Genomic DNA, 12294 nt, shown 5'->3' on the forward strand with positions numbered 1-12294 from the left:
GGGCGCCCGGCTCGCGCGGGGCGCTGGTGTGTCACCCCCCCCATCAAAAAGCCGCCCGCCGGGGCCCCCCCCCGGGCCGGCCCGGCAACGCTGGGATGCGTTCCGGGGCCCAAGACTTCAGGTGCGTCAGGCGTTGACGCAGGTGTTGCCGAAGGCCGGGTTCAGCAGGCCGACGACGTTGATGGTGTTGCCGCAGACGTTCACCGGGATGTGGATCGGGACCTGGACGACGTTGCCGGACAGGACACCGGGGGAGCCGATGGCCGCGCCCTGGGCGCCCGCGTCGGCAACGGCGAGGCCGGCACCGGCGAGAACGAGACCACCGGTGGCGGCAGCAGCGGCCACAACCTTCTTCAGCATTGTTCCTCCTAGTAGGCAATGCGGTCCCAGCCGCGGACCGCACCACCTGTAACGAGGAGGGATCACCGGGGCTACGAGCGTATGAGCGCATTCACTCTTCTCAGTGGAATGCGCACACCTTCGCGATTCTCAGCAGTTGTCAATGAATCGGTCGAGGACCCGTGCCCCGAACTTCAGCCCCTCCACCGGCACCCGCTCGTCCACCCCGTGGAACATCCCCGCGAAGTCCAGCTCCGGCGGCAGCTGGAGCGGCGCGAAGCCGAAGCAGCGGATGCCGAGGTCGTCGAAGGACTTCGCGTCGGTACCGCCGGAGAGCATGTACGGGACGGCGCGCGCGATCGGATCCTCCGCCTTGAGCGCGCTCTGCATGGCGTCGACGAGCCGGCCGTCGAAGTCGGTCTCCAGGGCCTTGTCGGCGTGCACGTCCTCCCGCTTCACGCGCGGGCCGAGGATCCGGTCGAGGTCGGCGAAGAACTCGTCCTCGTAGCCGGGCAGGAAACGGCCGTCCACGTGGGCGGTGGCCTGGCCGGGGATGACGTTCACCTTGTAGCCGGCGCCCAGCATGGTCGGCGCGGCCGAGTTCCGCAGCGTGGCCCCGACCATCTTGGCGATGCCGCCCAGCTTGGCGAGGGTGGCGTCCATGTCGTCGGGGTCGAGGGGGGTGCCCAGCGCGTCCGAGAGCTCGTCCAGGAAGGACCGTACGGTCTTGGTCACGCGCACCGGCCACTGGTGGCGGCCGAGTCGCGCCACGGCCTCGCAGAGCTCCGTGATGGCGTTGTCGGTGTTCGTCATCGAGCCGTGGCCCGCCGTGCCCTCCACGGTGAGCCGCATCCAGTGCATGCCCTTCTGGGCGGTCTCCACCAGGTACAGCCGCAGGTTCTCGTTCACGGTGAACGAGAAGCCGCCGACCTCGCCGATGGCCTCGGTGACCCCCTCGAACAGGCCGGGGTGCTTGTCCACGAGGTACCGGGCGCCGTACAGGCCGCCCGCCTCCTCGTCGGCCAGGAAGGCCAGCACGATGTCCCGCGGGGGCTTGCGGCCGCTGCGCAGCCGGTCGCGCACGACGGCGAGCGTCATCGCGTCCATGTCCTTCATGTCGACGGCGCCGCGGCCCCACACGCACCCGTCGGCGATCTCGCCGGAGAACGGGTCGTACGTCCAGTCGGCGGCGTTCGCCGGCACCACGTCGGTGTGCCCGTGGATCAGCAGCGCGGGACGGGAGGGGTCCTCGCCCTCGATCCGGGCGACGGTCGAGGCGCGCCCCTTGTGGGACTCGAAGATCTGCGGTTCGAGCCCGACCTCGGCGAGCTTCTCGGCGACCCACTCGGCGGCCTTGCGCTCGCCGGGGCCCGAGTGGTCCCCGTAGTTGCTGGTGTCGATCCGGATGAGGTCTCTGCAGAGGTCGACGACCTCGTCCTCGCCGGAGACGGTCCTGCCCGCGCTCGACTGGCTCACGCTGCTTCCTCCCACTTGATCGGTCCGACTGCCTCCCCATCCTCCCGCTTCGGCCCGCTCCGCCCAAGGGCGTCTCCGGCCGCAGGGGGGTGATCGAGCACCCCGGAATGTTTGGTAATGTTTTCCACGTCGGAACGGCCAAGGGCCGCGAGACAGACACCTAGTCCGGGTGGCGGAATGGCAGACGCGCTAGCTTGAGGTGCTAGTGCCCTTTATCGGGCGTGGGGGTTCAAGTCCCCCCTCGGACACCACTGAGAACCCCACTTCACGTGGGGTTCTTTGCTTTCCCGGCTCCTCCCCGCGAGCGACGCGACCGCAGGGACGGGGCTACTCTGGGAACGTGATCGAGAATCTTCCCCCTTGCCCGAAATGCTCCTGTGCGTACACCTATGAGATGAACGCGCTCGTGGTCTGCCCCGAGTGCGGCCACGAGTGGGTCCCCGCCGAAGAAGGGGAGCCCGGCGCGGACGCGGCCGGCGAGCGGGTCGTCCGGGACTCCGTCGGCAACGTCCTGCAGGACGGCGACACCGTCACCGTCGTCAAGGCGCTCAAGGTGAAGGGGAGCGCCTCCGGGATCAAGGCCGGCACCAAGGTGCGCAACATCCGTCTCGTGGACGGCGTGGACGGCCACGACATCGACTGCCGGATCGAGGGCTTCGGGGCGATGCAGCTGAAGTCCAGCGTGGTGAAGAAGGCCTGATCCGGGCCCGCAGCGGGGCCGGTGAGCCCGCGGGACGACGAAGGACCCCCTGCCCGTCGGCGGGGGGTCCTTCGTCGTTCAGGGGGTCAGCGGCGGGCGGCGAGCTCCGCCACGCGGCCGCGGACCAGGTACCAGCCGCCGACGAACAGGGCGGCGATGACCGGGACGCACAGGACGGTGGTGCGGCCCACGCCGCCGTCGAGCCACATCAGGACCAGCACCGAGAGGAGGAAGACCAGGGTGATGATCTGGGTGTACGGGGCCCAGGGCAGCCGGTAGGCGGGGCGCTCGACGAGGCCCGCCTGGGAGCGGCGCCAGAAGAACAGCGAGCAGATCATGACCATGGCCCAGGTGCCGAGGATGCCGAGCGAGGCGAAGTTCAGGACGAGCTCGAAGGCGTCCTTCGGCATGAGGTAGTTCAGGCCGACGCCGGCGAGGCCGAAGGCGGCGGTGAACAGGACGCCGCCGTAGGGGACCTTGCCCTTGTTCATGCGGGCGGTGAACTTCGGGGCGGAGCCGGACATGGCCATCGAGCGCAGGATGCGGCCGGTGGAGTACAGGCCGGAGTTCAGGCTGGAGAGGGCCGCGGTCAGCACGACGAGGTTCATGATGCCGGCGGTGCCGGGGATGCCGAGCTTGTCGAAGACGGTGACGAAGGGGCTCTGGTCGGAGGAGTACGCGGTGTACGGGAGGAGCATCGCGAGCAGGACGACGGAGCCGACGTAGAAGAGGCCGACGCGCCACATGATCGAGTTGATCGCCTTCGGCATGATCTTCTCGGGGTTCTCGGTCTCGCCGGCGGCGACGCCGCACAGCTCGACGGAGGCGTAGGCGAAGACCACGCCCTGGACCACGAGGAGCATCGGGAGGACGCCGGACGGGAAGATGCCGCCGTTGTCGGTGATGGTGGACAGGCCCGGGGTGTGGCCGCCGATGTCGTGGCTGGTGGCGACCAGGTAGATGGCGACGACCAGGAAGATCGCCAGGGCGGCGACCTTGATGAGGGAGAACCAGAACTCCATCTCGCCGAAGTACTTCACCGAGATCAGGTTCGCGGTGAGGACCACGGCGAGGGCGATCAGGGCCAGGACCCACTGCGGGATGCTGGTGAACATCGACCAGAAGTGGGCGTAGGTGGCGGCGGCCGTGATGTCGGCCACAGTGGTCGTGGACCAGTTCAGGAAGTACAGCCAGCCGGCCGTGTAGGCGCCCTTCTCGCCCATGAACTCACGCGCGTACGACACGAACGCGCCGGAGGAGGGGCGGTACAGGACGAGCTCGCCGAGGGCCCGTACGACGAAGAAGGCGAAGATGCCGCACACCGCGTACGCGATCGCGAGGGAGGGGCCCGCGCCGGCGAGCCGGCCGCCGGCGCCGAGGAAGAGGCCGGTGCCTATCGCCCCGCCGATGGCGATCATGTTGATGTGGCGGGACTTGAGGTCCTTGCTGTAACCCTCGTCACCTGCGTCGACGTGGGAGGCGGTGACCGGGGCGGCGGCCTCGGTCAAGGTGCGGTCACTCATGTGGGACTTCGCCTTCGTGGGTGGGACAGGCAGGTCCGGGCCGCCGTGCAGGGGAGCTGGGTGGTGTCACCTGTGCGGGTTCCGGTGGTTTTTGTCGCCATAGGAGACCATGAGCCTCGGCCGTGGCCAAAACCCGGCCCTGAGCACGAAGGCCCCCGACGACCTTGGAAACAGGTGTCGGGGGCCTATGGCGGGGGTGAAAGCGAGGGCGGCGGCCGTCCGCCGGGCGGTCAGTCGCGCGGGGCGGCCCCCGCGGCCTGGTCGAGCCTGAACGCCTCGTTCCCCAGGCCGATCCGGGCGTGCACCTCGGGCTTCCGGCTGCGCAGCACGAGCCCGTACAGCAGGCCGCCCACGGCGGCGGCGCCGATGATGCCGGGCAGTACCCAGCTGAGCACGGAGCCCTCGCCGGCGCCGACCAGGACCCCGAAGTCCTTCACCGTGTACGCGGCGATGCCGAGGAGCGCGAGGCCGGCGGCTCCGGCCGCGAGGAGCCGCCACAGCTGGGCGGCGGCGGTGCCGCGGCGGACGAAGAAGGCGATGACGGCGACGGAGGCCGCGGCCATGAGAAGTGTCACGCCGAGGGCGCCGACGCTGCCCATCCACGTGAACAGGTGCAGGACGGGCACGGTGGGGTCGCCGTTCGGCTTGTCGTCGGTGACGGCGAAGGCGAGGACGACGAGGGTGGCGACGGCCGTCTGGAGCAGGGAGCCGGTGGCGGGGGCGCCGGTGCCGGGGTTGGTGCGGCCGAAGGCGGCGGGGAGGAGGCCCTCGCGCCCCATGGCGAAAGCGTAGCGGGCGACGACGTTGTGGAAGCTGAGCATCGCCGCGAACATGCCGGTCAGGAACAGCACGTGCAGGACGTCGGTGAAGGTGGCGCCGAGGCGTTCCTCGGTGAGCTGGAAGAGCAGTCCGGGGCCGGCCTCCGCGGCGGTCTTGACGACCTCGGCGGGGCCGGTGGCGACGGTGAGGGCCCAGGCGCTCAGGGCGAAGAAGAGGGCGACGAAGCCGACCGCGAGGAACATCACGCGGGAGACGACGATGTGGGGCTTGCTGGTCTCCTCGGCGTAGACCGGGGACTGCTCGAAGCCGACGAACGCGGCGATGCAGAAGCACAGGGCCGTGCCGAGGCCCGCGCCGCCGAGGGTGGCGGGGTCGAAGGCGTGCAGGGAGAGGCCCTGCGGTCCGGGGTCGGCGAGGGCAGCGGCGTCGAAGACGACCACGAGGGCGCACTCGATGAGGAGCAGGACGCCGAGGACCCGCGCGTTCAGGTCGATCTTGAGCCAGCCGAGCGCGCCGGTGACGGCGACGGCGGCCAGGGCGGGGACCCACCAGACGAGATCGATCTTGAGGTAGGTGGCGAAGAGGCCGGACACCTCGAAGCCGAGGATGCCGTAGACGCCGACCTGCATGGCGCTGTACGCGACGAGGGCGACGAGCGAGGCGCCCGCGCCGGCGGTGGGGCCGAGGCCGCGGGCGATGTACGCGTAGAAGGCTCCGGCGTTGTGGACGTGGCGGCTCATCTCGGCGTAGCCGACGCCGAAGAGGGCGAGCACGATGCCGAGGATGACGAACAGCAGGGGCTGTCCGACGATGCCCATCACGCCGAAGGTGGTGGGCATCACACCGGCGACCACCATCAGGGGGGCGCTGGCGGCCAGTACGGAGAGCAGCAGGCCGGCAGTGCCGAGCCGGTCGGCGCGCAGGGCCCGCTCCTGGCCCTTGTACGTGCGGATCTCGGCGCTGCCGGGCGGGGTGCCGAGCGTGGTGGGTCTGCCCGTCGCCATGGGGTGTCCTTTCGGGGGAAGGAAGGTCGAGCGGTGCGGGGGTGGTGCGTCGGCGGCCCGCCGTCAGGCGGTGCCGAGCGCGGCGTTGCGGGCGGCGAGGAACGCCTTGCGGGGGTCGAGGTCGGGGTAGGACCAGGGGGCCCGGGTGGCGTGACTGCCGATGCGGTGGAACAGGGCGGCGGCCTCGGCGGGTCGGCCCTCGCAGAGCTTGGCGTGGGCGAGGAAGTTGAGGTCGACCCGGTTGCGGGGGTGGTCCTCGCGCTCCCACTCCAGCCACCAGTCGAAGGCGGCGCGCAGCACCTGGCGGGCGCGGCGGCTCGACCAGTGGGCGGCGGCGCCGTCGGGGCTGCGGCCGTGGGCGGCGGCGAGGACCCGGTAGCGCTCGGCGTGCGCGATGACCGGGAGGACGGCGAGCGGGGAGTCGGCCGGGGACTCCTCGGCGGCCCAGGCGGCGAAGTCGTAGACCTCGTGGAGCGGGTCCTGGCCGGCGGCGGGGGCGTGCTCGGCGAGGCGGGCGACCATCAGGTGGTGGGCGTGGTGGTGCTCCCGGTGCCGGGCCCGGACCTGGTCGAAGTGGCGGCTGAACTCCTCCTGGGAGCCGAAGGCGCGGGACAGCATGAGCAGGCCGAGCCAGGGGGTGGGGTCGGCGGGCAGCAGGGCGGCGGCCCGGTGGCAGGCCTGCTCGGCGGCTTCCGGAGTGCCCTTGGTGCGCAGCGCGTTGAAGACGGCGGCGCAGGCGAGGAGGGTGGCGGCGTCGGCGCTGTCGGGTTCGGCGAGCAGCCATTCGTCCGCCCACGCGGTCGCGGCCGGGGTTTCGGCGAGGACGACGATCCGGTGGCCGCGGCGGTCCCAGTCGTCCCCCGTGCCGGCCAGCAGGGCGCGGGCCCTGGCCCACCGGCCCTGGGTGAACTGGGTGCGGACGTCGACGAGTTCGGTGTCGCACAGGGCCGGATCGAAGAGCTGGGCCTCCCGCTTGCGGGCGCGGCCGAGGGGCGGCGGAGGCGGGGACATCCGCGGTTTCCCTCCAGGAACACGGGCGCGGGCGGACGGTTCGGCACGTACGGGAACGACGGGAACGACGGGAACGACGGACATGACGGAACGACGAGGAGCCGGTACGCACGCACGACGGGGGCTTCGGGCGCGACGCGGGATGATCACGCACAGCAAACCGGTAGGTACAGCTCCGAGTCAAGGTCCAGTCCACCGGGTGGCGCGTTTCAACTAGTGCTGGCTGGCGGAGAGTTGAGGTTCACGTTCCGGTTCGGGGCGGGTGCCGGGGAGGCCCGTAGGGTGGGCCCATGACGACGTACGACGACCTTCCTCCCTATCCGCTGGGCTTCCCGGGACCGCTGCGCGACGCGCTGGTGGCGGCCGTACTGAGCGGTGCGAAGACCTCCACGACGGGTCTGCTGCCGGAGTACGAGGCCGAGGGCGAGCCGCTGCCCGAGCCGGGCGACCGTTGCGTGCTGGTGGACTCGGACGAGCGGGCGGTGGCGGTGGTGGAGGTCACGGAGGTGCGGGTGGTGCGGCTCGCCGACGTGGACCTCCAGCACGCGCTGGACGAGGGCGAGGGGTACGCGTCGGTGGCCGAATGGCGCGCCTCGCACGAGGACTTCTGGCACAGCGACCCGATCCGGGAGGCGCTCGGCGATCCGCACTACACGGTCGACGACGACACCCTGGTGATCGCGGAGCGGTTCCGGGTCGTCGAGCGGATCGGCTGAAAAAACGGGTACGGGGCAGCGCCCGAAGGGGCGCTGGGAACTGCGCGACCGGTCACGACGGCCCGCGGGCGACCGCCGGCCCGTCACGGCACCTCCCGCGGAGCGCTTGGGCTCAGCCCACCGCTGCCGCCGCGGCCCGGCCCGCCGCACGGCCCGAGAAGATGCAGCCGCCGAGGAAGGTGCCCTCCAGCGCACGGTAGCCGTGCACCCCGCCGCCCCCGAACCCGGCCGCCTCGCCGACGGCGTACAGGCCGGGCAGCGGGTCGCCGGACTCGGTGAGCACCCGGGAGGACAGGTCGGTCTCCAAGCCGCCGAGGGACTTGCGGGTCAGGACGGACAGTCGGACGGCGATCAGCGGGCCGGCCCCGGGATCCAGGATGCGGTGGGGTGCGGCGGTGCGGATCAGCCGGTCGCCGAGGTACTTGCGGGCGCCGCGGATGGCGGTGACCTGGAGGTCCTTGGTGAAGGGGTTGGTGATCTCCCGGTCCCGGGCCTCGATCTCCCGGCGGACGGCGGCCTCGTCGAGCAGGTCCTCCCCGGTGACCGCGTTCATGCCGCGGACCAGGGCGGACAGGTCGCGTTCGACGACGAAGTCCGCGCCGCGGTCCATGAAGGCCCGGACCGGTGCCGGGACGGCCTGGCGGGCGCGGACGATGACGTCGCGCACGGACCTGCCGGTGAGGTCGGGGTTCTGCTCGGAGCCGGACAGGCCGAACTCCTTGCCGATGATGCGCCGGTTGAGCACGAACCAGGTGTGGTCGTGGCCCGTCCGCATGATGTGGTCGAGGGTTCCGAGGGTGTCGAAGCCGGGGAAGAGCGGTACGGGCAGCCGGCTGCCGGTGGCGTCCAGCCAGAGCGAGGAGGGGCCGGGCAGGATGCGGATGCCGTGGCGGCCCCAGATCGGGTTCCAGTTCTCGATGCCCTCGGTGTAGTGCCACATCCGGTCCTGGTTGATGTGGCGGGCGCCCGCGTCCTCGGCGATGCCCAGCATCAGCCCGTCCACGTGCGCCGGGACCCCGGAGAGCATCCGCTGCGGCGGGGTGCCGAGCCGGGCGGGCCACTGCTTGCGTACGAGGTCGTGGTTGCCGCCGATGCCGCCGCTGGCCACGATCACGGCCTGGGCGCGCAGTTGGAAGCCGCCGACGGGCTTGCGGCTGCTCGCGGTGCCGCGTTCTGCGGCGGACGGCTCCAGGATCTCGCCGGTCACGGTGTCCAGGGCGCCCGCGGTCCGGGAGATTCCGGTGACGCGGTGGCGGAACTTCAGTCGCACCAGGCCGCGGTCGGCCCCGGCGCGGACCCGCCGGGCGAAGGGTTCGACCAGGCCCGGACCGGTGCCCCAGGTGATGTGGAAGCGGGGCACGGAGTTCCCGTGGCCGAGGGCGCCGTAGCCGCCCCGTTCGGCCCAGCCGACCACGGGGAAGAAGCGGACGCCCCGGGCGTGCAGCCAGGGCCGCTTCTCGCCGGCGGCGAAGTCGACGTACGCCTCGGCCCAGCGGCGGGGCCAGGTGTCCTCCGGGCGGTCGAAGCCGGCGGTGCCGAGCCAGTCCTGGAGGGCGAGGGCGCGGCTGTCCTTGATCCGCATCCGGCGCTGTTCGGGTGAGTCGACGAAGAAAAGGCCGCCGAAGGACCAGTGCGCCTGGCCGCCGAGGGACTGCTCGGGCTCCTGGTCGAGCAGGATCACCGTGCGGCCCGCGTCGACGAGCTCGGCGGTGGCCACCAGGCCCGCGAGCCCGGCCCCGATCACGATCACGTCTGCGTCGTACGTCATGCGAAGTCGTCCTCCGGTCGCTGGTGGGGCAGATCCTTGGCTACGGAGCGGTAACCCGTCAATGGCGGTGGTTGGATGAACCGTGTGAGTGCTGCTGATGAAGTGCTGGACGTGGTGGACCGCGAGGACCGGGTGACCGGGCAGGCGCCGCGCGGCGAGGTGTACGCGCGCGGGCTGCTGCACCGGTGTGTGTTCGTGCTGGCCAGGGATGCGGCGGGGCGGGTGTTCGTGCACCGGCGGACCGCGTCGAAGCTGGTGTTCCCGTCGCACTACGACATGTTCGTGGGCGGGGTGCTGGGCGCGGGCGAGGACTACGCCTCGGCCGCGCTGCGGGAGGCCGAGGAGGAGCTGGGGGTGTCCGGGCTACCGCAGCCGGAGCCGCTGTTCAAGTTCCTCTACGAGGGCCCGGGCGGGGCGTGGTGGTCGTACGTGCACGAGGTGCGCTGCGAGCTGCCGGTGCGGCCGCAGGAGTCCGAGGTGGCCTGGCACGACTGGCTGCCGGAGGAGGAGCTGGCGGCCCGGGCCGACGGCGGCGAGTGGCCCTGGGTGCCGGACGGGCTGGAGGCGTACCGGCGGCTGCGGGCCTTCCGTGCGGCCCGGACGCAGACCGGGACGTAGGCCGGGACGTAGATTGGCCGGGTGATCGACTTCGGCAAGGACGTCCGGCTCTGGTTCGCGCCGCAGCGGCTGCGGGACGAGGGCGAGACGCCCGACTACCGGTTCTCCCTGGCCAACGAGCGGACCTTCCTGGCCTGGATCCGGACCGCCCTCGCCCTGGTGGGCGGCGGCTTCGCGGTGGACCAGTTCCTGCCGGACCTGCGCTGGGGCGTGCGCGTCGGGATGGCCCTCGCCCTGCTGGGAGTGGGCGCGGCCTGTGCACTGCGGGCGGTGAACCACTGGGTGCGCTGCGAGCGGGCGATGCGGCGGGGCGAGGACCTGCCGCTGTCCCGGTTCCCGGTGCTGCTGAGCCTGGGGGTGGGGCTGGTCGCGGCGGCGATGGTGGTGGTCGTGCTGCTGGGCTGGACGGACGGGGGGTGACGCGGTGACGGGTCCGTCCGCAGCCGCGGAGGGCCGCGACGCGGGGCTCCAGCCGGAGCGGACGCGGCTGGCGTGGCGGCGTACGACGCTGGCGTGCTCGGTCGTGGCGGTTCTGGCGCTGCGGCAGGCGCTGCGCGGCTCGGGCGGCTCGGCGGACGTGGCCGGGGCGGCGGTGATCGCGCTGGTCTGGCTGCTGTTCCTGGGGGTGGCGCACCGGCGGATCCGGGAGCTGGCCGTGGCCCGGCCGCCGGGGCTCGCTCCGCGGGCCGCGCTGGCGGCGGTGGCGTGCGCGGTGGCGCTGGCGGTCTTCGCGGTGGCGGTCATCGTCTGAGCTGCCCGTCGGATCGTGCGACCTGTCCACGCCACTTGGTGCACAACGGGCGAAACGGGAGGTAGCCCACTAGCCTCTGCGCCATGACGACCCTGCACCAGGAACACACCACGCACGCACACGCGCACGGCCCCGGCTGCGGGCACGCGGAGGTCGCGCACGGCGACCACGTGGACTACGCCCACGACGGCCACCTGCACCGCGAGCACGCCGGCCACTGGGACGAGTGCGAAACGACCGCCCACACCCCGCACGACGGCCACGCGCACACGCACGGCGAGGGCTGCGGGCACGACTCCGTCCGCCACGGCGACCACCTGGACTACCTGCACGACGGCCACCGGCACGCCGCGCACGACGGCCACTACGACGACCACTGACGCACCCCCTCTCCCCCGCGCCGGGCCCCGGCTGGCAGGATGCCGATCACCTGTCACAGCGACCCGGGGAGTGCGTAGATGACCGCCGAGAAGCCGTACGTCGTCCAGCCCGCGGACGGGGTGTTCGCCTACGTCCAGCCGGACGGCGGCTGGTGCCTCAACAACGCCGGCTTCGTCAGCGACGGCGGGCGGACGCTGCTCGTCGACACCGCCGCCACCGAGCGCAGGGCGCTGGCCCTGCGCGAGGCGGTCGTCGCGGCCGGGGTGCCGCTGCCGCGCACCGTGGTCAACACCCACCACCACGGCGACCACACCTACGGCAACGGCGTGTTCGCCCCGGAAGCCCTGATCGTCGGGCACGACGACGCCCGCGCCGAGCAGCTCGCCGCCGGACACCAGCTGGAGATGATCTGGCCCGCGACCGACTTCGGCGCGATCGAGATCACCCCGCCGGACCTCACCTACAACGACCGCATGACCCTGCACCTCGGTGCCACGGAGGTGCAGGTCATCCACCCGGGCGTGGCGCACACGACCGGGGACTCGATCGTCTGGCTGCCCCGGCAGCGGGTCGTCTTCACCGGCGACCTGATCTTCTCCGGGGGCACCCCGTTCCTGGCGATGGGCTCGCTGGCCGGTTCGCTGCGCGCGCTGGAGCTGCTGCGTTCCCTGGACGCGGAGACCGTCGTACCGGGCCACGGGCCGCTGACCGAGCCGTCGGCGTACGCGTCCACCGAGCGCTACCTGCGGTACGTGGCCGAGCTCGCCCGGGAGGGCGCGGCGAAGGGGATGGGCCCGCTGGAGGTGGCGCAGGCGGCGGACCTCGGGGAGTTCGCGCTCTGGCGGGAGAGCGAGCGGCTGGTGGCGAACCTGCACCGGGCGTACGCGGAGCTGGCGGGCGGGCCGGAGGGGGCTCCGCTGGACATCGCGGCGGTGCTGGGGGACATGACGGTGATGAACGGCGGGCAGCCGATCCTCTGCCACGCCTGAGCAGGGCCTCCGGGCCCCGACTCCCGGGCCCCTGACTCCCGGGCCCGGGCCTCCGGGCCGAGGTCCGGAACCGTGCCTCCGGATCCGGGCTTCCGGAACCGGGCTTCCGGGACCGGGTTTCCGGACCTGGGCTTCCGCGCTCCGACCGCGGGTCGTCGGCCCGTGTCGGGGCCCCGCGCACTGGACGCCATACCGACTGGTCGGCATGATGGCCTCCGTCACCGTCAACTTCCGTACG

13 protein-coding genes and 1 tRNA gene are annotated in these 12294 nt (G+C 72.2%); 8 read left to right on the plus strand and 6 right to left on the minus strand.

The genetic code is table 11. From position 1 onward, the window contains the following. Window positions 1-126: 126 nt before the first annotated feature. Entirely contained in the window at window positions 127-360 is a 234-nt protein-coding gene (gene chpH / locus ACFVGY_RS20780) for a chaplin ChpH (RefSeq protein ID WP_385679441.1), read from the minus strand. 129 nt (window positions 361-489) lie between these two features. Next, entirely contained in the window at window positions 490-1815 is a 1326-nt protein-coding gene (locus ACFVGY_RS20785) for a M20/M25/M40 family metallo-hydrolase (RefSeq protein ID WP_385679443.1), read from the minus strand. A 163-nt stretch (window positions 1816-1978) separates the two neighbouring features. On the opposite strand from ACFVGY_RS20785, the gene ACFVGY_RS20790 reads away from it, so the two are divergent. After that, window positions 1979-2066: transfer RNA gene (locus ACFVGY_RS20790), tRNA-Leu, on the plus strand. Window positions 2067-2155: 89 nt separating this feature from the next. Next, entirely contained in the window at window positions 2156-2515 is a 360-nt protein-coding gene (locus tag ACFVGY_RS20795) for a zinc ribbon domain-containing protein YjdM (protein WP_385679445.1), read from the plus strand. Window positions 2516-2601: 86 nt separating this feature from the next. Here the strand turns inward: ACFVGY_RS20795 and ACFVGY_RS20800 are convergent, their stop codons facing one another. From ACFVGY_RS20800 to ACFVGY_RS20810, 3 genes are all read right to left on the minus strand, one after another. Beyond that, complete coding sequence (locus tag ACFVGY_RS20800; RefSeq protein WP_385679447.1) at window positions 2602-4038, minus strand: amino acid permease; 1437 nt, start codon at window positions 4036-4038, stop codon at window positions 2602-2604. Window positions 4039-4268: 230 nt separating this feature from the next. Then, window positions 4269-5822, minus strand: a complete 1554-nt coding sequence (locus ACFVGY_RS20805; RefSeq protein WP_385679449.1) for an APC family permease — start codon at window positions 5820-5822, stop codon at window positions 4269-4271. Between the two features lie 63 nt (window positions 5823-5885). Further along, window positions 5886-6833, minus strand: a complete 948-nt coding sequence (locus tag ACFVGY_RS20810) for a hypothetical protein (RefSeq protein ID WP_385679451.1) — start codon at window positions 6831-6833, stop codon at window positions 5886-5888. A 290-nt stretch (window positions 6834-7123) separates the two neighbouring features. Between ACFVGY_RS20810 and ACFVGY_RS20815 the strand changes: the two genes are divergently transcribed. Next, window positions 7124-7549, plus strand: a complete 426-nt coding sequence (locus ACFVGY_RS20815) for an ASCH domain-containing protein (protein ID WP_385679453.1) — start codon at window positions 7124-7126, stop codon at window positions 7547-7549. A 112-nt stretch (window positions 7550-7661) separates the two neighbouring features. Here the strand turns inward: ACFVGY_RS20815 and ACFVGY_RS20820 are convergent, their stop codons facing one another. Then, window positions 7662-9317, minus strand: coding sequence for an FAD-binding dehydrogenase (locus ACFVGY_RS20820; protein WP_385679455.1), 1656 nt, complete (start codon window positions 9315-9317; stop codon window positions 7662-7664). Between the two features lie 84 nt (window positions 9318-9401). Between ACFVGY_RS20820 and ACFVGY_RS20825 the strand changes: the two genes are divergently transcribed. The 5 genes from ACFVGY_RS20825 to ACFVGY_RS20845 all read left to right on the plus strand — a co-directional run bounded on the left by ACFVGY_RS20825 (window position 9402) and on the right by ACFVGY_RS20845 (window position 12056). After that, the gene (locus ACFVGY_RS20825) at window positions 9402-9935 is read left to right on the plus strand and encodes an NUDIX hydrolase (RefSeq protein WP_385679457.1); all 534 of its coding nucleotides are present in this window, start codon (window positions 9402-9404) and stop codon (window positions 9933-9935) included. A 21-nt stretch (window positions 9936-9956) separates the two neighbouring features. After that, window positions 9957-10355 (plus strand): YidH family protein, encoded by a 399-nt coding sequence (locus tag ACFVGY_RS20830; RefSeq protein ID WP_385679459.1) that lies wholly within the window; start codon window positions 9957-9959, stop codon window positions 10353-10355. A gap of 4 nt (window positions 10356-10359) precedes the next feature. Beyond that, window positions 10360-10686: a DUF202 domain-containing protein gene (locus ACFVGY_RS20835; protein WP_385679460.1), complete on the plus strand. Its 327-nt coding sequence runs from the start codon at window positions 10360-10362 to the stop codon at window positions 10684-10686. Between the two features lie 83 nt (window positions 10687-10769). After that, window positions 10770-11066 carry a hypothetical protein gene (locus tag ACFVGY_RS20840; RefSeq protein WP_385679461.1) on the plus strand — a complete coding sequence of 99 codons (297 nt, stop codon included), beginning with the start codon at window positions 10770-10772 and terminating at the stop codon, window positions 11064-11066. Window positions 11067-11144: 78 nt separating this feature from the next. Further along, the gene (locus ACFVGY_RS20845) at window positions 11145-12056 is read left to right on the plus strand and encodes an MBL fold metallo-hydrolase (RefSeq protein ID WP_385679463.1); all 912 of its coding nucleotides are present in this window, start codon (window positions 11145-11147) and stop codon (window positions 12054-12056) included. Window positions 12057-12294 lie beyond the last annotated feature (238 nt).

Origin of the sequence: Streptomyces sp. NPDC127106, from assembly GCF_042677605.1 — a bacterium.
In the GTDB taxonomy this organism is placed as follows: Bacteria; Actinomycetota; Actinomycetes; order Streptomycetales; family Streptomycetaceae; genus Streptomyces.